The organism is Pseudomonas sp. GW456-12-10-14-LB2, from assembly GCF_002884345.1.
In the GTDB taxonomy this organism is placed as follows: Bacteria; Pseudomonadota; Gammaproteobacteria; order Pseudomonadales; family Pseudomonadaceae; genus Aquipseudomonas; species Aquipseudomonas paraglycinae.
In genome coordinates this window covers 109,310-129,313 of sequence record NZ_POHV01000018.1, presented here as the reverse complement: position 1 = coordinate 129,313, position 20,004 = coordinate 109,310, and the positions used below count along the sequence as shown (strand labels likewise).

Annotated in this window: 18 protein-coding genes; 8 read left to right on the top strand and 10 right to left on the bottom strand. The window is 62.0% G+C overall.

Annotated features, from left to right (window positions below):
- The 4 genes from C1X29_RS14945 to ligD all read left to right on the top strand — a co-directional run.
- The coding region (locus C1X29_RS14945) for a tellurite resistance TerB family protein (protein WP_102717784.1) at nt 1–584 on the top strand (584 nt) is incomplete at its 5' end.
- A 168-nt stretch (nt 585–752) separates the two neighbouring features.
- Entirely contained in the window at nt 753–2,129 is a 1,377-nt protein-coding gene (locus tag C1X29_RS14940; protein WP_102688475.1) for an iron-containing redox enzyme family protein, read from the top strand.
- A 12-nt stretch (nt 2,130–2,141) separates the two neighbouring features.
- Nucleotides 2,142–3,095 carry a methyltransferase gene (locus C1X29_RS14935; RefSeq protein WP_102717780.1) on the top strand — a complete coding sequence of 318 codons (954 nt, stop codon included), beginning with the start codon at nt 2,142–2,144 and terminating at the stop codon, nt 3,093–3,095.
- A gap of 17 nt (nt 3,096–3,112) precedes the next feature.
- Nucleotides 3,113–5,659 carry a DNA ligase D gene (gene ligD / locus C1X29_RS14930; RefSeq protein ID WP_102688477.1) on the top strand — a complete coding sequence of 849 codons (2,547 nt, stop codon included), beginning with the start codon at nt 3,113–3,115 and terminating at the stop codon, nt 5,657–5,659.
- Here ligD and C1X29_RS14925 read toward each other — a convergent pair whose 3' ends face one another.
- Together C1X29_RS14925 and C1X29_RS14920 are read right to left on the bottom strand one after the other, a co-directional pair.
- The gene (locus C1X29_RS14925; protein ID WP_173892852.1) at nt 5,660–6,064 is read right to left on the bottom strand and encodes a hypothetical protein; all 405 of its coding nucleotides are present in this window, start codon (nt 6,062–6,064) and stop codon (nt 5,660–5,662) included.
- 117 nt (nt 6,065–6,181) lie between these two features.
- Complete coding sequence (locus C1X29_RS14920) at nt 6,182–6,496, bottom strand: DUF2388 domain-containing protein (RefSeq protein ID WP_039770957.1); 315 nt, start codon at nt 6,494–6,496, stop codon at nt 6,182–6,184.
- Nucleotides 6,497–6,743: 247 nt separating this feature from the next.
- Between C1X29_RS14920 and C1X29_RS14915 the strand changes: the two genes are divergently transcribed.
- Nucleotides 6,744–8,357: a methyl-accepting chemotaxis protein gene (locus tag C1X29_RS14915; protein WP_102688479.1), complete on the top strand. Its 1,614-nt coding sequence runs from the start codon at nt 6,744–6,746 to the stop codon at nt 8,355–8,357.
- A 40-nt stretch (nt 8,358–8,397) separates the two neighbouring features.
- On the opposite strand, the gene C1X29_RS14910 is transcribed toward C1X29_RS14915, so the two are convergent.
- Nucleotides 8,398–8,823 carry a nuclear transport factor 2 family protein gene (locus C1X29_RS14910; RefSeq protein ID WP_102688480.1) on the bottom strand — a complete coding sequence of 142 codons (426 nt, stop codon included), beginning with the start codon at nt 8,821–8,823 and terminating at the stop codon, nt 8,398–8,400.
- Between the two features lie 433 nt (nt 8,824–9,256).
- On the opposite strand from C1X29_RS14910, the gene mqo reads away from it, so the two are divergent.
- Nucleotides 9,257–10,906: a malate dehydrogenase (quinone) gene (gene mqo, locus C1X29_RS14905; RefSeq protein ID WP_102688481.1), complete on the top strand. Its 1,650-nt coding sequence runs from the start codon at nt 9,257–9,259 to the stop codon at nt 10,904–10,906.
- A gap of 67 nt (nt 10,907–10,973) precedes the next feature.
- Here mqo and C1X29_RS14900 read toward each other — a convergent pair whose 3' ends face one another.
- The 3 genes from C1X29_RS14900 to C1X29_RS14885 all read right to left on the bottom strand — a co-directional run bounded on the left by C1X29_RS14900 (nt 10,974) and on the right by C1X29_RS14885 (nt 13,573).
- Entirely contained in the window at nt 10,974–11,402 is a 429-nt protein-coding gene (locus tag C1X29_RS14900) for a nuclear transport factor 2 family protein (protein ID WP_102688482.1), read from the bottom strand.
- Between the two features lie 403 nt (nt 11,403–11,805).
- Nucleotides 11,806–12,672: a CAP domain-containing protein gene (locus C1X29_RS14890; protein WP_102717779.1), complete on the bottom strand. Its 867-nt coding sequence runs from the start codon at nt 12,670–12,672 to the stop codon at nt 11,806–11,808.
- Nucleotides 12,673–12,802: 130 nt separating this feature from the next.
- Complete coding sequence (locus tag C1X29_RS14885; RefSeq protein ID WP_102688484.1) at nt 12,803–13,573, bottom strand: alpha/beta hydrolase; 771 nt, start codon at nt 13,571–13,573, stop codon at nt 12,803–12,805.
- Between the two features lie 111 nt (nt 13,574–13,684).
- Here C1X29_RS14885 and C1X29_RS14880 point away from each other — a divergent pair, with 111 nt between their 5' ends.
- Nucleotides 13,685–14,629 carry an aldo/keto reductase gene (locus tag C1X29_RS14880; protein ID WP_173892854.1) on the top strand — a complete coding sequence of 315 codons (945 nt, stop codon included), beginning with the start codon at nt 13,685–13,687 and terminating at the stop codon, nt 14,627–14,629.
- A gap of 6 nt (nt 14,630–14,635) precedes the next feature.
- On the opposite strand, the gene C1X29_RS14875 is transcribed toward C1X29_RS14880, so the two are convergent.
- Nucleotides 14,636–15,529 (bottom strand): LysR family transcriptional regulator, encoded by an 894-nt coding sequence (locus C1X29_RS14875; RefSeq protein WP_085748270.1) that lies wholly within the window; start codon nt 15,527–15,529, stop codon nt 14,636–14,638.
- A 99-nt stretch (nt 15,530–15,628) separates the two neighbouring features.
- Between C1X29_RS14875 and C1X29_RS14870 the strand changes: the two genes are divergently transcribed.
- Nucleotides 15,629–16,105, top strand: coding sequence for a cupin domain-containing protein (locus C1X29_RS14870; protein ID WP_085748271.1), 477 nt, complete (start codon nt 15,629–15,631; stop codon nt 16,103–16,105).
- Between the two features lie 56 nt (nt 16,106–16,161).
- Here C1X29_RS14870 and paoC read toward each other — a convergent pair whose 3' ends face one another.
- Genes paoC through paoA form a run of 3 tightly spaced genes read right to left on the bottom strand, consistent with a single transcriptional unit; the run spans nt 16,162 to nt 19,951 of the window.
- Nucleotides 16,162–18,360, bottom strand: a complete 2,199-nt coding sequence (gene paoC / locus C1X29_RS14865) for an aldehyde oxidoreductase molybdenum-binding subunit PaoC (RefSeq protein ID WP_102717778.1) — start codon at nt 18,358–18,360, stop codon at nt 16,162–16,164.
- On the bottom strand, nt 18,357–19,313 hold the full coding sequence (locus tag C1X29_RS14860; protein ID WP_102717777.1) for a xanthine dehydrogenase family protein subunit M: 957 nt from the start codon (nt 19,311–19,313) through the stop codon (nt 18,357–18,359). The genes paoC and C1X29_RS14860 overlap by 4 nt, the downstream gene beginning before the upstream one ends.
- Nucleotides 19,310–19,951 (bottom strand): aldehyde dehydrogenase iron-sulfur subunit PaoA, encoded by a 642-nt coding sequence (paoA, locus tag C1X29_RS14855; protein ID WP_102717776.1) that lies wholly within the window; start codon nt 19,949–19,951, stop codon nt 19,310–19,312. The genes C1X29_RS14860 and paoA overlap by 4 nt, the downstream gene beginning before the upstream one ends.
- Nucleotides 19,952–20,004: the final 53 nt, after the last annotated feature.

Here is a 20,004-nt window from a genome sequence, read left to right as displayed (position 1 = left end):
CTCCTGCCGGAGGGCTGGGTGGCTTGGGTGGGCTGCTTGGCGGATTGCTCGCCGGTGGCGGAGCGCTGGGCGGCGGGACGCAGCGTCGTTCCGGCGGTACCAACTACGCGGCGCTGGCCTCGCTGGGCATGATGGCGTTCCAGGCGTATCAGGCCTGGCAACGCAGTCAGGCTTCTGCTGCGCCGCAGCAAACCCCGCAAACCGCGGATCTGCTGTCCGGCCCGCAGGTCGAAGAACACAGCCACGCCGTCCTGCGTGCATTGATCGCGGCGGCCAAGGCTGACGGGCGGATCGATGAGTCGGAAAAACACCTGATCAGCAGCGAAATCGGCAAGCACATCGATGACCCGAACCTGCAGCAATGGCTCGACGATGAAGTCGCCAAGCCGCTGGACCCCACCGAAGTGGCTCAGGCGGCGCAGAACGATCCGGCCATGGCCGCCGAAATGTATCTGGCCAGCGTGATGCTGGTGGACGATCAGCAGGACGCCGAGCGCAATTATCTGGATGAACTGGCGGCGGCGTTGCAGATCGACCCCGAGTTGCAGGTTCACCTGGAGCAGCAGGCCAAGGGTACGGCCTGACAGCAAAACCTCGCAGCCTTCGACCGCGTCTGTTCAAACCAGGAACGTGTCGGGGGCTCCGTCCGTCCGGGCAAATTTAACGTCGATTGAATTTTCGGCAGGCGCCGCCTCTCTGCTGCATTAGAGGCGAGTGACTGAGCGTCCTGCCAATTGATCGAGAATATTGCCATGACTGTCCTGACTCACCTGCAAGCTGCCCCCGCCCAATCGCGACCGCTCGACTCTTCGGGTGAGTTGCGGCGTATCCATGAAGCGCTTTTATCCGACGAACATCCGCAGCCGCTGGCGCGCGCCTTTCTGGAAGATCAACTGCTGCAGGCCGCGCAGTTGAAGGATGAGCTGCCATCGGACCCCGCGCAGTGGTATGCCTGGGTGGCAGAGCACTGTGCCGATGTCGCCCGGCAATACGCCGACTACCTGCAACAACGCAAGGCTGGAGGCGCACGGCAGTTCTTCAGTTGCAAGGCTCATGCGCTGTATTTCCTGCAAGCGGTGGCGCCGACCAAGCTGGTTGATGGCGCCTGGCTCTATGGTCTGCTGGGACAGTGGCGCGATCCGCGCTTCAGCAGCCTGCTCAGCACCTATCTGGAAGAGCTGGGCGATGGCAATCCGGCGCAGAATCACGTCGTGATCTACCGTCAACTGCTCGCCGAACAAGGCCTCGAGCCCAGCAGTCCTCTGCCCGACGAACGCTACCTGCAAGGCGCGCTGCAATTGGCCCTGGGTGCCGGCGGCATGGATTTTCTCCCGGAGGTGATCGGTTACAACCTTGGTTACGAACAGCTGCCCTTGCACCTGTTGATCAGCAGTTACGAGCTCAGTGAGTTGGGGATCGATCCCTACTATTTCACCCTGCACGTGACCATCGACAACGCCAGCACCGGCCATGCGCAAAAAGCCGTTCAGGCCGTTCTTGATCTGTTGCCTCTGGAAGCCGATCGCAGCGATTTCCTGCGCCGGGTCTCGCTGGGCTATCGGCTTAATGACCTGGGACAGGGCAGTCGCGCAATCATCGAGGAGTTCGATCTGGAGCGTGAACTGTTGGCGATGCTTGAGCGCAAGTGTCCGTTCGCTCAACACATGCACTCCGACTATTGCCGCTTCGAAGGCAAGACCGTCAATCAGTGGCTGGCCGATCCGCAGCAGCTGTCCGGGTTCCTCCAGGCCATGCAGGACAAGGGCTGGATCAAGCGCCACGAAGATCCACAGGGCAGCCGCTTCTGGCAATTGATCGATGGCGATGGTGCGGCGATGTTCGGCGTGTTCAGCGCCTATGAAAAACAACTGGTGCACGACTGGATTGCCGGTGACTGGATTTCTGCGGATAAACCCGTCGCGTTCCGCCGCCGCCCCTCAGTCCCCGCGCCGATTGAGGTGCCCGAGCAGGACCCCGATGTGCAACGCCTGAATGCGGCACTGCAAGGGCAGGACGCTCACACCCAAATCGCAACGTTGATCCCTTGGCTCGCGCCGGCACGCCATGCGCATCCGGCCGGGCTGCTCGCCACTCGCCGATTCATCCAACTCAAATCCGGCCAGCGTTAAGGAAATCATTCAATGAATCAGGAAGAACAACTGTCCGCCAACGACCTGGTGCTGCTGCAGCTGGGGCGGCGCCTGCAGGCCGACGGCTATCGTTTCATCACCCCGACGCCGCTGACCCACCAACGGGTCAACCAGCGCGACGAAGGGCAGGCCGCCGATTGCCTGCGGGATGTGTTCGGATGGTCGCGTCCTTTCGAAACGGGCCTCCTGTCTGCCGATGAACAGCGGCAATTGCAGGACGCTCAGGTGATCGATGAGTTCGACGGGCGCTTGAAGAGCCGGGTGCGCTGGTCGAGCCTGGATGACCTGTTGTTTGTGCATTCCGGGTTTCCCACCGATGCAGCCGACTCAGTGTTCTTCGGCCCGGACACCTATCGCTTTGCTCAACTGATCCACAGCCATTTGCAGCAGAACTTTGCGCCCATCCATCGGGCGGTGGACATCGGTTGTGGCGCCGGAGTCGGCGCGATCCTGATCGGCCGTGCCCGGCGAGAAGCGCAAGTGCTGGCGGTGGATATCAACCCCGCCGCATTGCGCCTGACCACGATCAACGCGGCGTTGGCCGAAGTAGCCAATGTCGAAGTGCGCGCCAGTGATGTATTGCAGGGCGTCGACGGCGAATTCGACCTGATCGTCGCCAACCCGCCCTACATGGCCGATCCGGCCGGGCGAGCTTACCGCCACGGTGGCGGGACGCTGGGGGCGGGCCTGTCGTTGCGGATCGTCGAACAGGCGCTCAATCGCCTGACTCTCGGCGGCTCGCTGGTGCTTTATACCGGTGTGGCGATGGTCGATGGCCGCGATCCCTTCCTCGATACCGTAGTGCCACGGCTGGATGAAAAGCGCTTCGGCTGGACCTACCGCGAACTCGATCCCGATGTGTTCGGCGAAGAGTTGTTGAACCCCGGCTATCAGCGCGTCGACCGGATCGCCGTGGTCGCGCTGACGGTGACTCGAACAGGCTGAAACAAGGCAGGTGCAGGATGAGCAGGAATCTCGACGACTACAACCGGATGCGCGACTTTTCGGCCACCTCTGAACCGGCGGCAGAACGCCGTCGGGGCAAGAAATCCGCAGGCGACCATGCCCTGCAGTTCTGCATTCAAAAACACGATGCCTCGCACCTGCACTATGACTTTCGCCTGGAACTCGACGGCGCGCTCAAGAGCTGGGCGGTGCCCAAGGGCCCGTCGCTGGATCCCAAGGTCAAGCGGCTGGCGGTGCACGTCGAGGATCACCCGCTGGATTACGCGACGTTCGAGGGCAGCATTCCCGAAGGGCATTACGGTGCCGGCGATGTGATCGTCTGGGATCGCGGCGTGTGGATTCCGCTGGAAGACCCGGAGAAAGCCTACGCCAAGGGCAAGCTCAAATTCGAACTGCAAGGCGAGAAGCTCGCCGGGGTGTGGAATCTGGTGCGCACCCACATGCCAGGCAAAAAAGAGCAGTGGTTTCTGATCAAGCATCAGGACAGCGCCGCGCGCCCGCAAAGCGATTACGACGTGCTGGTCGCCGAGCCCGACAGCGTGCTCAGTGAACGCACGATCGTCGACAAACCCAGCCTCAGTGCGAAGCAGGTCAAGCCGCTGAAGGCTTCGTCGAAAGCGCCGCGCAAGCCGGCTTCGGGCAAACTTGCCGGGGCGCACAAGGCCAGGATTCCCGCGCAACTCAAACCGCAACTGGCCACCCTGGTGGAGAGTGCGCCGGAAGGGGATTGGCAATACGAGATCAAGTTCGACGGCTATCGGATCATGGCGCGTATCGATCAGGACGAGGTGCAGTTGTTCACCCGCAATGGCCATGACTGGACGCACAAATTGCCGAAACAGGCGCAAGCCCTGGCGACGCTGGGCCTGGAGTCGGCGTGGCTGGATGGTGAGATGGTCGTCGCCGACGCGGACGGCGTGCCGGACTTTCAGGCCCTGCAAAACGCGTTCGATTCGGGACGCAGCGAAAACATCGTCTACTACCTGTTTGATCTGCCGTATCTGAACGGTGTCGACCTGCGCGAGGTACCGGTGCAGGAGCGGCGCGCAGCGCTGGCCACGGTGCTGAAAGCCCACGAAGATCCGCTTTTGCGCTTTTCCGAAGCGTTCGACGAAAGCCCGCAGGCGTTGCTCAACAGCGCCTGCCAGATGCGCATGGAAGGCCTGATCGGTAAACGCCTCGGCTCGTCTTACGTGTCGCGCCGCAGTAGCGACTGGATCAAGCTCAAGTGCAAGCATCGCCAGGAATTCGTGATCGTCGGCTATACCGATCCGAAAGGCGCGCGCAGTTCATTCGGAGCGTTGCTGCTTGGGTTGCATGATCGTGACAGTGGCGAGTTGCGGTACGCCGGCAAGGTCGGCACCGGATTCAATGAAACCACCCTCAAGAGCATCCTCGCGCAGCTCAAGCCATTGAAGGTGAAGAAACCGGCGGTGATCAATCCGCCCAGCGGTTTCGAGGCCAAGGGTGTGCACTGGCTCAAACCGAGTCTGCTGGCGGAAGTGGCGTTCGCCGAAATGACCCAGGACGGCTCGGTGCGTCACGCCGTTTTTCATGGCTTGCGCGAGGACAAACCGGCCAAGGACATCACCGAGGAGCGCGCCAAACCGATGAAGACTTCAAAGGCTCAATCTACCGCGCCGTCCCAAACCGATCTGGCCGACGGCAAGGTGCGGATCACTCACCCCGACCGGGTGATCGACGCCAGCAGTGGCACCACCAAAATGCAGCTGGCCGAGTATTACGCCAGCGTCGCCGAATGGATTCTGCCGCAGCTCAAGGACCGCCCCGTGGCGCTGGTACGTGCGCCGGACGGCATCGCCGGTGAGCTGTTCTTCCAGAAGAACGCCGAGAACCTGGCGATCCCCGGCATCCGCACGCTCGACAAGGAGCTGACCGGCCAGCCGGTGATGCTGATCAACAACGCCGAAGCCTTGATCGGCGCGGTGCAGATGAGCACGGTCGAACTGCACACCTGGAACGCTACCACCACCGATCTGGACAAGCCCGACCGCTTTGTCCTCGACCTCGACCCGGATCCGGCGCTGCCCTGGAAAAGCATGGTCGAAGCCACGGCGCTGACCCTGACCGTGCTGGACGAGTTGGGCCTCAAGGCGTTTCTCAAGACCAGCGGCGGCAAGGGCATTCATCTGGTGGTGCCGCTGACCCGCAAGCATGGCTGGGATGAGGTCAAGGATTTCAGCCACGCCATCGTCACGCACATGGCGAAGTTGTTGCCGGAGCGTTTTTCAGCGGTGTCCGGGCCGAAAAATCGCGTAGGGCGGATCTTCATCGATTACCTGCGCAACGGCCTGGGCGCCACCACCATTTGCGCATACGCAGCGCGTACCCGCGAAGGGTTGCCGGTGTCGGTGCCGCTGTTTCGGGAGGAGGTCGGCGAGATCAAAGGTGCCGATCAATGGAATGTGCGCAATGTTCACGAACGGCTGGCGGAAGTGGGGGATGGACCTTGGGCAGACATGAAGAAAACCCGGCAGAGCATTACGGCCGAGATGCGTAAGCGGGTGGGCATGAAAAAATGATCAGGTGCCGCGCAGCAAGTCGTGAGCGTTGAGCAGATCGAAGGCGACTTGCGGGTTTTTTTCCAGACCACGGCGGATGGCGGCGGGGATGGTTTTGCGGGTTTTGCGGCAGAGCCCCGGAAGCTCTTCGACCTCGATTTCGATGCCGCCTCGCACGGTTCGCACTTCACCGAACTTCGGTGCGATCAGCACGCGAATCCCGAGCTGATCGAACATCTTGCCTTGCAGCCGCTGGAGGTCGGCGAGGTCTTTGAGGTTTTCCAGACGCTCGAGCAGACGCTTTTCTTCCTCGCGAGTCAGCAAAAGGATGCGCACATCCGCGCCGGGCGTATCCAGCAGCGGATCACGCCCGCAGATGCACAGACCCGGCGGGCAAGGGGAGCGGAGTGAGGCGGAAATCGTCATGGCCTCCATCATAGAGGCCGTTCGACGGTTTTGCCCATGGTCGTTCGCCAGCCGTCCATCGGCAGGGCGTAACGGTGGCAAGTCCGTCAGCCACCATCATCATCGAACGTGCTGTGGTTACTGCGACAGACCTTCGTAGTGAACCAGGATGGCGTTGGCCAGCTCTTCATCGCTGGCGTTCAGGCCAGGATTGTCCTGACGCACCTGCTGCAGTACCGATTCCAGGTACACGCCACGGATCGTTCCGCCGCTGGCGACGAATGCCGACAAGTCGTCACGGGCCGGAATCACCATTTTGTGATCCTTGAACGTGGAATACAGCGAGGCGGAAACGCCGGCCGAAGTGGCGACATCCCCCGCATCCACGCGGGCGAAAGCCGAACCGAAAGGCAGGCACAGCATAAGAGACGAAACCAGTAGTAAACGACGCATGACGGTGTTCCTCCAGCAGCGTAAAGCGAAAAGGAAGTACCACATAATGTGAGAGGTGTCGGCGGGCACGGGAGTTCCGTAAGTCGGCTCAGCCGGTTGGGGGCGGCATGAGAACCGTCGCACAGTGCGGCATTTTTACTGGATGTAACGAAACACGCTGAGACGCTCTAACGCAGCGTGTTCATGGAAATAGGCTTAACTGAAGCGTTGAACGGCGCCGCGTGGCGCGACCTGGGAGGAAATCACGGTGTCGATCAAACTGCGTTTGGTGTTGCTGATTGCGACCAGCCTGCTGACGGCGCTGATCGTGAGCCTGGTCAGTTATGTCGGCAATCAGCGGATGGCTTCGGCGGTCAGTGACAACGCGGTCAGCATGAGCGCGCTGCGCAACCACATGGAAGCCGACATGATGCACGACGCCCTGCGCGCGGACGTGTATTCGGCGATGCTGGTGGGGCTGGGCAAAAGCACCAGTTCGGCGGACGAGGTGCGCAGTTCGGTCGAAGAGCATGCGGCGCATTTTCGCGAAGTGCTGGGTGAAAACCTCAAGCTTCCGGTGAACCCGACGATCAAGTCCGCGCTCGAGCAGATCAAGCCAAGCCTCGACACCTACATCAGCGCCGGCGAGCAGATCGTCGGTCTTGCGCTGGAAAATCCGGACAGCGCCCAGCAACAACTGGGGACCTTCAATACCGCGTTCAGCCAGCTCGAAGAACAGATGGCCGCTCTCAGCGAGCTGATCGAAACCAATACCCGGCAGACCAGCGAAGGCACCGAGGCGGCGATCCACAACGCCAATGTCGCGCTCGGCATCGTTCTGATCGCCAGTCTGTTGCTGCTGTTGGCCCAGGGCCGGTGGGTGATCCTGAGCATCATGGGGCCGCTGAAATCCGCCAGCCGCATCGCCGAAAGCATTGCTCACGGCAACCTCAGCGAGCCGATCGCCGAACCGTCCGGCAAGGACGAAGCCAGTGCGCTGATCCGCACGTTGGCCACCATGCAGCGCGACCTCCGAGACATGATCGACGTGGTGCGACGCAACGCCCATGGCGTCAGCGGCATGAGCGAACAACTGAGCCACGGCTGCCATCAGGTGGCCGACAGCAGCCAGCAGCAAAGCACCGCCGCCGGCACCATGGCTGCCGCCGCGAGCCAGATGACCGCCAGCATCGAGGAAATCACCCGTCACGCCGAGCGTGCTTTGAACATGGCCAGCCAGGCCGAGTCACTGGCGAAAAACGGCGGGCAGGTGATCCATCAGGTGGTCAGCGACATGGACGACATCGCCCGTTCCGCCCAGCAATCGGCGCAGGTGATCCGCACCCTCGATCAGGAATCCGAGGGCATCTTCAACATCATTCAGGTGATCAAGAGCATCGCCGACCAGACCAACCTGCTGGCGCTCAACGCGGCCATCGAGGCCGCCCGGGCGGGCGAGCAAGGCAGGGGCTTTGCGGTGGTGGCCGATGAGGTGCGCAGCCTCGCTGCGCGCACCAGCGCCTCGACCCAGGAAATCGCCGCGATGGTCGCACGCATCCAGAACAGCACCCGCGAGGCCGTCAGCAGCATGGAGGCTGGTGTCGCCCAGGTCGACAAAGGCATGGCGGTCACCGCCGACGTCGAACGCGCCATCCGCGAAATCCTCGACGCCACCCTCAGCACCACGCAACTGGTCAACGACATCACCCGCACCATCGGCGAACAGAGCCAGGCGAGCAACGAGATTGCCCATCAGGTGGAGATGATCGCGGGGATGTCGGAGGGCAACAGCAAGGTGATCGGTCAGACGGCCAATACCACGGATGAGCTGTCGAGTCTGGCGGGGCGGCTGGCGCAGTCGGTGGATCGGTTTCGGTTGTGAGAGCAGGCTCTGCCGCCTTGTCAGCGGCAGAGCTCATGCTTCAGAACTTGTACGCCTGACGCCCCACCAGCAACCACTTGCCAGCCTGCTTCTGCCAGATCTGGAAGTTCTCGATTTCCGTCGGCACGACTTCGGTGCCTTTGAGGGCCTGTGCTGAAAAATGATGGCGCACCAGCGCGGTGTCCCCGGACAGGGTGATGGTCTGGTTTTGCATTTCCAGGGTCTTGAACGCGCTCTTGCCGGTTTCGATATCGGCAATGAAGGCTTTCTTGTCCTGGATCTTGCCGCTGGAGTGGCCGTAGGTGAGGTTGTCGGCAGTCAGCGCGTTCAGTTCGGCGATGTCCTTGTGCAACATTGCCTGGGTCAGGTGATCGACGGCCTGGGCGACGTCCTGTTCCGCCGGGGCGGCGGCGACGTAGCCGCTGAAGAGGCAGATGAGACCGAGCAGCAGTCTGGATTTGTTCATGGGTATTCCTTGTTGTTGTAGGTAATGAAAACGACTGGGGAATTTGTCAGTCGTCGTACAACTTATCAGGAATGCACCAACGTTAGAAAGCGCTCGAGGAACCTATTGAAAACTATCCGGTCGCGAACAGACGCGCGGGTTTGCCATGACGTGATATTCTTCGCCCCACTTGGTTTGACCTAATTCAGTCTGGCGCGCTTTTCGGCGGGCCAGACAGAACCCCTGTCGCTCAAGTAGCTGAAGCCAATAATGATAAGAAGTCAGTTCAGAAGGGACATATAACTGAGGTCGACACTGCCTGTCGGTCTTGTGTGCCCACCCGTCAAAATTGAAGTGTGCCGGAACCCGCGACGCTGGCCTGAGTGTCGCGAAAGAGGGGACCTCATACGTACAACAGCGGCGGGCGGAAGGCGTTTTATCATAGGTGCAACAGATGTTTAAGAAAGTGAACACAGCCTTGCTGGGGCTGGCTTTGGCGATGGGGATGTCTTCCGCCAATGCCGAAGAAGCAAAGAAAGTCGACGTCCTGCTGATCGGCGGCGGCATCATGAGCACCACCCTCGGTGTGTGGATCAATGAGCTGGAACCGACCTGGTCGATGGAAATGGTCGAGCGCCTCGACGGCGTCGCCCTGGAAAGCTCCAACGGCTGGAACAACGCCGGTACCGGTCACTCCGCCCTGGCCGAGCTGAACTACACCCCGGAAGACGACAAGGGCAACGTCACGATCCCGAAAGCGGTCGAGATCAACGAAGCGTTCCAGGTCTCCCGTCAGTTCTGGGCCTGGCAGGTTCGTCAAGGCGTCCTGAAGGACCCTCGTTCGTTCATCAACACCACTCCGCACATGAGCTTCGTGTGGGGCGATGACAACATCAAGTTCCTGAAAAAGCGCTACGAAGCCCTGCAAGCAAGCCCGCTGTTCGCCGGCATGCAGTACTCCGAAGACCCGGCTGTGATCAAGAAGTGGGTTCCGCTGATGATGGAAGGGCGTGACCCGAACCAGAAAATCGCGGCCACCTGGAGCCCGCTGGGTACCGACATGAACTTCGGCGAAATCACCCGCCAGTTCGCCGGTTACCTGCAGACCAAGCCTAACTTCAACTTGAAGCTGTCGAGCGAAGTGCAAGACATCACCAAGAATGCCGATGGCACCTGGCGCGTCAGCTACAAAAACCTGAAAGACGGCACCAAGACTGAAACCGACGCCAAGTTCGTGTTCATCGGCGCCGGCGGCGGTGCCCTGCACCTGCTGCAGAAGTCCGGTATCGAAGAAGCCAAGGAATACGCTGGCTTCCCGGTAGGCGGCTCGTTCCTGGTGACCGATAACCCGGCCATCGCCGAACAACACCTGGCCAAGGCCTACGGTAAAGCTTCGGTGGGCGCGCCTCCGATGTCCGTTCCGCACCTGGACACCCGTGTCCTGGACGGCAAGCGCGTCATCCTGTTTGGCCCGTTCGCGACTTTCAGCACCAAGTTCCTGAAAGAAGGTTCGTACCTGGACCTGCTGACCAGCACCACCACCCACAACATCTGGCCTATGACCCGGGTCGGCATCAAGGAATACCCGCTGGTCGAGTACCTGGCCGGTCAACTGATGCTGTCGGATGAAGACCGTCTGAACGCGCTGAAGGAATACTTCCCGAACGCCAAAGCCGAAGACTGGCGCCTGTGGCAAGCCGGCCAGCGCGTGCAAATCATCAAGCGTGATGAAGCCGCTGGCGGCGTGCTGAAACTGGGCACCGAAATCGTTGCTTCCAAGGACGGCTCCATCGCCGGACTGCTGGGCGCATCCCCAGGCGCATCGACCGCTGCACCGATCATGCTGAGCGTGCTGCAGAAAGTCTTCAAGGACAAAGTCGCCAGCCCTGAGTGGCAAGCCAAGCTGCACCAGATCGTTCCAAGCTATGGCACCCAGCTGAACAACGATCCAGCCAAAGTGGCTGAAGAATGGGCTTACACCGCCAAGATCCTGCAACTGCCAACCCCTCCGGTGATTGGTCAGGTTGCAGCTCCAGCGGCGGACGCCTCGGCTGAAAAAGCCCAGGCGCCGAAAGAAAGCGCTGCACGTGACATGGCTCTGTAATCCAGACGCCTGACACACGAAGCCCACTGAACCGGTGACGGTCAGTGGGCTTTTTTGTGCTCGGATTTCAGGCCTTGGCGGCCGCCAGATAGGCGCCAAGCCGCCGTCCCATCTCTTCACCCAGCGCCTGCAACCCGCTCAACGGCCGCACCATCACTTCGAACTCGACGATCTTGCCTTGTTCATCGAAACGGATCATGTCGATGCCCTTGAGCTCTTTCGTCCCCACTTTGGCGCTGAATTCCAGCACCACATTCAGGCCATCGGCCGTCGCCAGTTCACGGTGGTATTTGAAGTCTTCAAACACCTCGAAAACGGTGTTGAGGATCATCGAGACCACCGGGGCACCCGGGTACGGCGTATGCGCCATCGGCGAGCGGAAAACCGCTTTGGAATCGAGCAGTTCGGGCAGGGCCTTGAGATTGCCGGTGCGGATCATTTCGTGCCAGCGGTTCAGGGATTCGGCGGCGTTGGGGTGCAGGTTCAGGTCGGACATGGTTTCACTCCTGTATTTTTTGTTGTTCTTGGCGCGGCGCCCATGACTCTAGATCAAAGCGGCGCAATGGAAACCCTCTGTACCAACCTGAATGTCGACCCATGCGCCAGCCCGATCCATCTGATCCGCTTTTTCCTGTCGAATCTGCATCTGTAACCATCTCAGCCACGGGCCCAAAATGGCCCTGCCGTTCGGCCATACGCGACGCGCTTCATTCCGAAGTGCCCGGTGCGCCGGACATTCAGTATTCAGGAGGCCTTCATGGCTAAGATGGCGATTTTCCTCGGCGGCTTTCTTGTGTTGACCATCATGATTGGCGTCCTTGCCACGATTTCTCCGGTCTGACGATCAGCCGTCGAGTTGCGACTTGCAGCGCTCTTCGACGGTTTCGGATGGAACCGGATCAAGGCGCCCCGAACAGCATCGTCCAGTAAACCCCTTCATCACTGCGCGCCTCACTGGCAAACCCGGCGCCGACCTGGGTGAACATCGGGTTCATCAGGTTGGCACAGTGTCCGGGGCTGGCCAGCCAGCCGGCCATGGCTTTGCCCGGTGAGCTTTGCCCGGCGGCGATGTTTTCGCCGATCTGCCGGCCACGGTAGCCGGCCGCCCGGGCGCGATCGGCCGGGCCGTCGCCGTCCGGGTCGCGGTGGGCGAAATAATTGCCGTAGGCCATGGCCTTGCTGTGCCCCTGAGCGGCGGCGCCGAGCGCCGGGTTCCAGCTCAAGGGCCGGGCAGCGGCGAAGCGCTGGCGGCCGCACATGCGCGGTCGGGCGCGGGCGGCGTTGACCTCGGCCAGCAAGGCCTTGCCGACGCTGCGGTTGTCGCCGACGCGGCTGTCGAGCACCGGCCGAGCCAGCACCACTTGCCATTCGCTGCGGGCGCGGCTGATGCCGATGTCGGCGTATTGATCGTCGAGCAACGCGCCGCAGTAATCGTCTTGCAGCATTTCGAACGCCTCTTCGGCGTCCTGTGCGCCGACGATCCGGATGCTGCGCACCGCCACGGCGGCATAGCCGGAGTCTTTCAATCGTTCGCGCAATCCACCGCCGTAGCCATAGCCGACCGGCAACGCCAGATTCGACTTCAGCGTCAGCGGCGCCAGCCGTTGGGCCGGGCGCCGGTCGCAGCGTTGAGGATGGGCGCGGTAGTCGTTGATGGCAGCCACCAGTTGCCGCTCGGCGCCGGCGTGGGCAGAGGGAGAAAGCAGGGGAGAAAGGATCAACAGGCACAGCGAAACGAAGCGAGACGAACGAACGGCGTGGCGCATGGGACGCAAAGCTCTGAACAAAGACAAGGCTGAAGGAAAGTGAACCGCAGAACGCGGCGCGGGTAGGACTGGCCTTTTTGCACTTGGTTCACGAGGCGGCGCCGGGTTTCTACGGCTGCCGACGAAGTGCTCAGCGATTCAACACGTCTTGCAGCCATTGCAGGTATTGCGGCCGTTCGGAAATAGAATTGTGTGCCGAATCCGCCACCACTTTGAGCGTGGCCACGCCGTCGGGAAAACTGTGCAGCAAGCGTTCGGTGCTGGCCCGTGGAATCACCTCGTCATCGCTCGCCGCCAGCAGCAGCGTCGGCACGCGGATGTGCGCCGCGTACTGACCGGACTGGAAACGATCCTTGAGCAACCACTGCACCGGCACCCACGGGTACTGACGGGCGGCGATTTCTTCGAGGCTGTTGTAGGGCGTGACCAGAATCAGCCGCGCCACCGGCCGTTGGCTGGCCAGACGCACCGCGACCCCGGAACCGAGGCTGCGTCCCAGCAGCGCGACCTGCGGATGACTGGCGTACACCTGATCGAACAGCGCCAGCGCATCCTCGGCGATCGCCTCTTCGGAAGGCGAGCCACCGCTGCCACCAAAACCCCGGTAATGCAGCAAATACAACGAATAGTCAGGAAACGCCTCGGAAAACTCCGGCAGATTGCGCGAAACGTCCTCGGCATTGCCGCCGAAATAGATCAGCGCTCTGGGCCCGGCGCGCTCGCGCACCGTCACGCGGATCTCGGCGTCGGGCATGGCCAGCGTCAACCGTGACTCCGGCGAATCGAGGGTGGCGGGCTGCGGAAAATAAATCAGCGCCCGCTGAAAAACGAACAGCGCCGCGCACAGGATCAGGTACACGGCGACGATCAATGCGACGAGTGACAACAGGGTTCTGGACATTCGACTAACGTTAACCGGGCGCGCAGGTTGGCTGTCGCAGTGTAGTCCAACGGTTTTGCGGGCTGCATCAAAACACAAGGTGCAACAGATCCACAGGGCAAGGGCGCCAGCATGAACCACACTGAGGGATATTCCCGCCGCCGGTTGCTGACACTGGCAGCCGGCGTGTCAGCGGTTTTCACCTTTGACCGGGCGCTGGCCACCATTACGTCGCCGAACGCCACAGGAGCCCAGACCATGCAGACCCGCGCCATCCCTTCGAGCTCTGAGCCACTGCCGCTGGTGGGGTTGGGCACTTATCGCGGTTTCGACGTCGCTCCCGGCGATCCGGTCTACAAACAATTGCCGGCGGTGCTCGGCGAGCTGTTCAAAAAGGGCGGGACGCTGATCGACAGCTCCCCCATGTACGGCCGCGCCGAGGAAACCACCGGTGAATTGCTGTCGATCCACGAACCGCGCTCTCCGGCGTTTCTGGCGACCAAGGTCTGGACCCGTGGTCGCGAGGAGGGCATTGCGCAGATGGAGCAGTCGTTCAGCCTGCTGCGCACCGAGCGCATCGACCTGATGCAGATCCACAACCTGCTCGACTGGCAAACCCACCTGCCGACCCTGCGCGACTGGAAAGAGCAGGGCCGCATCCGCTACATCGGCATCACTCACTACACGCCGTCGGCCTATGAGGAGGTCGAAGCGGTGCTCAAGGCCGAGCCGCTGGATTTCCTGCAAATCAACTACGCCCTGGATGATCGCGGGGTCGAGAAACGCATCCTGCCGCTGTGCCGCGAACGCGGGGTGGCGGTGATCTGCAACCGGCCGTTCGGCGGCGGCGACCTGCTCGCGCGGCTCAAGGGCAAGCCGCTGCCAGGCTGGGCGGCTCAGGTGGGGGCGAAGAGCTGGCCGCAACTGGCGCTGAAATTCCTGCTGGCGCATCCGGCGGTAACCTGCGTGATTCCCGGCACCAGCAATCCGTTGTACATGGCCGACAATGCCGGCGCCGGGTTCGGGTTGATGCTGACCGATGCGCAGCGTCAGCAGTTGATTGCGTTGGTGGACTAGACGGTTTCAGCCTTGATAGCGCAGCGCCGCCAGCAACAATGCAAAGGCCGGCGCTGTCTGGCGCCGGCTCGGGTAGTAGAGGTGATATCCGGAAAACACCGGGCACCAATCCTCCAGTACTTGTATCAGGCGACCTTCAGCCAGATAGGGGGCGACGATGTTCTCCGGGATGTAGCTCAGGCCGAAACCGTCGAGTGCGGCGTCCAGTAATGGATAGACGCCGTTGAGGGTTACCTGTCCGCAGACTCGCACCTTCAGGCGTTCGCCATCCTTCTCGAACTCCCAGGCGTATAGACCGCCGTTGGTAGGCAGGCGCAAGTTATTGCAAGCGTGGTCGGTCAGATCACGCGGGGTCTTCGGTACGATACGTCTGGCGAAATAGGCGGGCGAGCCGACCACCGCCATACGCATGTCCGGGCCGATACGAGTGGCGATCATGCCTTGTGCGACATCCTCGCCCAGCCGCACGCCGGCATCGAAACCCTGACCTGCGATGTCGACGAAACTGTAGTCGCAGCTGACTTCGACGGAGATGTCCGGGTATTGCAGAAGAAATTCTTTGAGGACCGGTCGCAACAGCCAGTTCAGCGAGTGATCGGTGGCGCTGAGACGGATCTTGCCGGCGGGAGTTTCCCGCAGGTTGCTGAGGGCGGCCAGTTCCGATTCGATCTCTTCGAAGCGCGGGCCGATGGTTTGCAGCAAGTGATCACCAGCCTCGGTGGGAGAGACACTGCGGGTGGTGCGGATCAGCAGGCGCAGGCCCAGCCGGGCTTCAAGGCTGCGGATCGTATGACTGAGCGCCGACTGCGAAACGCCAAGTTTGGCAGCTGCTTTGGTGAAACTGCGCTCACGCGCCACGGCGAGGAAAGCGAGCAGATCACTGGCATTTTCCCGAAGCATTAATGAGTGCCCTGCATAAGTTTTTTTGAATTCTAGTCGATTATCTGAAGAGTCGGGCTGGTTAAAGTGGAGGCTGTCCCTTTTCTGGAGAGCCTCAACATGAATCCGATCGCCGCTTCGGCGCTGACCCTTTCCCTGCTGGCGGGCGAAGTCCAGGCCAGCGAGACATCTCGCGTGACCGTTACTCCCAACGGCTCACAACCGTCGGCCAAAGGCTCGAGCGACTGGTTTACCGGGACGGTACGGGTCGATGCGCCGTTCAAGGGCAGCGATGCGGCGCGGATCAGCGGCGCCACCGTGACCTTTGAGCCGGGAGCGCGTACGGCGTGGCACACCCATCCGTTGGGGCAAACGCTGATCGTTACCGCTGGGTCAGGCTTCGTGCAGGAATGGGGGCAGCCAGTGCGGGTGATTCGGCCAGGCGACACCGTGTGGATCGCGCCCAACGTGAAGCATTGGCACGGTGCGGCGCCGACCACGGCCATGACGCATATCGCCATTGCTGAAATGCTGGATGGCAAAGTGGTGGACTGGATGGAGCAGGTGGGAGAGGCGGAGTATCCCGACGTCCGCTAATCAACAAGTCGCCCACGGTGAGACCGAACGTCCTCACCGTGGGGCCATTCCACAAATCAAATCATCTCTGGCAGTGACGCGAGAATCTTGTCCAGGGTAATCGGATACTCCCGCACCCGTGCGCCCGTGGCGTTATAGATCGCATTCGCCACCGCCGCACTCACGCCGCAGATCCCCAGTTCCCCGACCCCCTTGGCTTTCATCGGCGATGAAATCGGGTCGGTTTCATCGAGGAAGATCACCTCCTGATGCGGGATGTCGGCATGCACCGGCACTTCGTAGCCCGCCAGGTCATGGTTGACGAAAAAGCCCTGGCGCTTGTCCACCGCAAGTTCTTCCATCAATGCCGCGCCAACGCCCATGGTCATGGCGCCGATCACCTGGCTGCGGGCTGATTTCGGATTGAGAATCCGCCCGGCGGCGCAGACTGCGAGCATGCGCCGCACGCGGACTTCGCCGGTGGCGGCATCGACGGCGACTTCGACGAAGTGCGCGCCGAAGGTCGATTGCTGATATTGCTTGGCGAGGTCGGCGAATTCGATGCTGTCCTCGACTTCGATCGGGGCATGTTGCGCGGCCTCGCGTAACGGCACGTTCTGGCTGCCCAGTCGCACGTGGCTATCGACAAACTGCGCTTCACCCGCGTTCATGCCCAGTTTGGCCGCGACCGCTTCGCGCAGTTTCATGCACGCTGCGTAGACCCCGGCGGTCGAGCAGTTGGCGCCGAACTGGCCGCCGGAGCCTGCCGACACCGGAAAATTCGAATCGCCCAAATGCACAACCACATCGTCGAGACGCACGCCCATCACTTCGGCGGCGGTCTGGGCAATGATCGTGTAGCTGCCGGTGCCGATGTCCGTCATGTCGGTTTCCACGCTGATCTTGCCGTCGCGCTCCAGCCGTACGCGTGCGCCGGACTTCACCAGCAGGTTGTTGCGAATCGCCGCCGCAACGCCCATGCCGATCAGCCAGCGACCTTCGCGACGGGTGCCGGGCGTCGCATTGCGCTTATCCCAGCCAAAACGTTCGGCGCCGGTTTGCAGGCATTCGATCAGACGCCGCTGGGAGAACGGCCGCTCGGTTTTCACCGGATCGACCTGCGTATCGTTGAGAATGCGGAACTGGATCGGATCGAGTTTGAGCTGTTCGGCCATCTCGTCCATGGCGATCTCCAGTGCCATCAGCCCCGGCGTTTCACCCGGCGCGCGCATGGCGTTGCCTTCCGGCAGATCCAGCGGCGCCAGGCGCATGGTCACCAAGCGATTTTCAGCGGCATAAAGCAATTGACTCGGTTGCGCCGCGACTTCGACCTTGCCGTCGGCGAGGTTGCCCGACCAGCCTTCATGGGCGATGGCGGTGAGTTTGCCGTCCGCTGTCGCTCCCATGCGAATCCGCTGAATCGTGGCGGGACGGTGGGTAGTGTTGTTGGCGATCTGCGGACGGGCGAGGGCGACCTTCACGGGTCGGTTCGCCAGGCGTGCGCCGAGGGCGGCGAGGATCGCGTCGGCGCGAATGAACAGCTTGCCGCCGAAACCGCCACCAATGTACGGCGAGATCAACCGCACGTTTTCCTTGGGCAGGCCTAGGGTGGCGGCGATATCGCCGACGCTCCAGGCGATCATCTGGTTGGAGGTCCAGAGCGTCACGTGATCGCCTTTCCAGGCGGCGAGGGTCGCGTGGGGCTCCATCATCGCGTGGGATTGATCCGGCGTGGTGTAGGTCTGGTCGAACTGCACGGGCGCGGCGGCGAAGGCGCTGGCGAAATCGCCGTGCTTGACGTCCGGCAGATCGTCTTTCGGTTCCACGCCCTGGTCGCGCACGCTGGCCAGATCAAATTGACCTTTGTCGGCCGCGTATTCGACGTTGACCAACTGCGCGGCAGCCCGCGCCTGTTCGAAGGTTTCGGCGACCACCAGCGCCACGGCCTGGTGATAGTGCTGCACTTGCGGCCCGGCCAGCAGGTGCGCGGCGTTGTATTGGCCTTTGCCGAGCTTGCCGGCATTGGCGGCGGTGACGATGGTCAGCACCCCCGGCGCGGCGCGGGCGGCCTCCAGATCGATGCGGGTGATGCGACCTTTGGCAATGGCCGAACCGACCATGACGCCATAGGCCTGATTCTCGACCGCCTCATGTTGCTCGTAGGCGTAAGGCGCCTGGCCGCTGGTCTTCAGCGGGCCTTCAATGCGGTCGGTGGGTTTGCCGATGACGTTCAACTGATCAATCGGGTTGGTCGTGGCGGGCGTGTCGAATTTCATGCTTCGTCCCTCGCTTGGGCCAGCACCGAGGCAATCGTGCGCTCGACCAATGTCACTTTGAACTGGTTGTCAGAAGTAGGCGTGGCGCCGTCGAGCAGGCGCGCGCTGACGGCTTTCGCGCCTTGCGGCAGCAGCGCTTCCGCCGCTTCGACTCGCCAGGGTTTCGGCGCGATGCCACCGACGGCGATGCGCCCGCTGCCATCCTTCTGCAGGATCAGGCCGACGGAGACCAGCGCGAAGGCGTACGACGAGCGGTCGCGCACCTTGTGATAGACATGGGTGCCGCCCACCGGCGCGGGCAGGGTGACGGCAGTAATCAGCTCGCCCGGTGTCAGGCTGGTTTCGACATTCGGCGTGGTGCCGGGTAATTGATGGAAATCCGCCATAGCGATGCGCCGCGTGCTGCCGTCGGCTTTGAGCGTTTCCACCTGGGCATCCAGCGCCCGCATCGCGATCGCCATGTCACTCGGATGGGTCGCGATGCAAGCATCGCTGACGCCGATAATGCCGAGTTGTCGACTGACCCCGCCAATCGCCGCGCAGCCACTGCCGGGATTGCGTTTATTGCAGGCTTGATTGGTGTCGTAGAAATACGGGCAGCGCGTGCGCTGGAGCAGATTGCCGGCGGTGGTCGCCATGTTGCGCAACTGGCCCGATGCACCGGCAAGCAAGGCGCGGGACAGCAGCGCGTAGTCTTTCCGGACGCGGCTGTCGGCGGCCAGATCGGTATTGCGCACCAGTGCGCCGATGCGCAAGCCGCCGTCGTCGGTGGCTTCGATCCGGTCGAGCCCCAGGTGATTGACGTCTATCAGCTGCTGGGGCGTTTCGATGTCGAGTTTCATCAAGTCCAGCAGATTGGTGCCGCCGGCAATGAAACGTGCGCCTTCGATTTGCGCGGCTTGGGCAGCAGCTGCGGCAGGGGAGTCGGCGCGGCTGTAATTGAATGCTCTCATGCTGGCACCTCCGCGACTTCGCTGATGGCTTCGATGATGTTCGAGTAGGCGCCGCAGCGGCAGATGTTGCCGCTCATGCGTTCCTGCAATTCGCTGGCGATCAGTTGCGGTGCTTCGGTGAGGCTGGCGCTGGCGTGGCTGGGGATGCCGTCGCGGATTTCCTGGAGCACGGCGACCGCCGAACAGATCTGTCCCGGCGTGCAGTAGCCGCACTGGTAACCGTCATGCTTGATGAACGCCGCCTGCATCGGATGCAGGTGGTCCGGCATGCCGAGGCCTTCGATGGTGGTGACTTTGGCACCGTCCTGCATCACCGCCAGGGTCAGGCAGGAATTGATTCGCCGGCCATCGACGATCACCGTGCAGGCGCCGCACTGGCCGTGGTCGCAGCCCTTTTTGCTGCCGGTCAGGTGCAGGTGTTCGCGCAGGGCGTCGAGCAGGGTGGTGCGAGTATCAACCTCCAGCGCCTGTGGCTTGCCGTTGACTTCGATGGTTACTTTGGCCATGGCCGGTTGCTCCAGGCTGGCCGCGTAGGCCTTGAGGCTGATGAAAGGGGGCATCGCGAACGCGGTTGCGGTCACGGCACCGAGAATCAGGAAACGGCGTCGGGAGATCGCCATTGGCGGATGGTCATTCATTTGCTTGGCTTCCTCTATCAGGTCGGCAGGGTGTGAAAGACCTGCACGGGTAC

Excerpts from the sequence above, each read along its gene's own strand:
- C1X29_RS14940 (WP_102688475.1), top strand. The coding sequence starts at position 753 with ATGACTGTCCTGACTCACCTGCAAGCTGCCCCCGCCCAATCGCGACCG.
- C1X29_RS14935 (WP_102717780.1), top strand. The coding sequence starts at position 2,142 with ATGAATCAGGAAGAACAACTGTCCGCCAACGACCTGGTGCTGCTGCAG.
- ligD (WP_102688477.1), top strand. The coding sequence starts at position 3,113 with ATGAGCAGGAATCTCGACGACTACAACCGGATGCGCGACTTTTCGGCC.
- C1X29_RS14925 (WP_173892852.1), bottom strand. The coding sequence starts at position 6,064 with ATGACGATTTCCGCCTCACTCCGCTCCCCTTGCCCGCCGGGTCTGTGC.
- C1X29_RS14920 (WP_039770957.1), bottom strand. The coding sequence starts at position 6,496 with ATGCGTCGTTTACTACTGGTTTCGTCTCTTATGCTGTGCCTGCCTTTC.
- C1X29_RS14910 (WP_102688480.1), bottom strand. The coding sequence starts at position 8,823 with ATGAACAAATCCAGACTGCTGCTCGGTCTCATCTGCCTCTTCAGCGGC.
- mqo (WP_102688481.1), top strand. The coding sequence starts at position 9,257 with ATGTTTAAGAAAGTGAACACAGCCTTGCTGGGGCTGGCTTTGGCGATG.
- C1X29_RS14900 (WP_102688482.1), bottom strand. The coding sequence starts at position 11,402 with ATGTCCGACCTGAACCTGCACCCCAACGCCGCCGAATCCCTGAACCGC.
- C1X29_RS14890 (WP_102717779.1), bottom strand. The coding sequence starts at position 12,672 with ATGCGCCACGCCGTTCGTTCGTCTCGCTTCGTTTCGCTGTGCCTGTTG.
- C1X29_RS14885 (WP_102688484.1), bottom strand. The coding sequence starts at position 13,573 with ATGTCCAGAACCCTGTTGTCACTCGTCGCATTGATCGTCGCCGTGTAC.
- C1X29_RS14880 (WP_173892854.1), top strand. The coding sequence starts at position 13,685 with ATGAACCACACTGAGGGATATTCCCGCCGCCGGTTGCTGACACTGGCA.
- C1X29_RS14875 (WP_085748270.1), bottom strand. The coding sequence starts at position 15,529 with ATGCTTCGGGAAAATGCCAGTGATCTGCTCGCTTTCCTCGCCGTGGCG.
- C1X29_RS14870 (WP_085748271.1), top strand. The coding sequence starts at position 15,629 with ATGAATCCGATCGCCGCTTCGGCGCTGACCCTTTCCCTGCTGGCGGGC.
- paoC (WP_102717778.1), bottom strand. The coding sequence starts at position 18,360 with ATGAAATTCGACACGCCCGCCACGACCAACCCGATTGATCAGTTGAAC.
- C1X29_RS14860 (WP_102717777.1), bottom strand. The coding sequence starts at position 19,313 with ATGAGAGCATTCAATTACAGCCGCGCCGACTCCCCTGCCGCAGCTGCT.
- paoA (WP_102717776.1), bottom strand. The coding sequence starts at position 19,951 with ATGAATGACCATCCGCCAATGGCGATCTCCCGACGCCGTTTCCTGATT.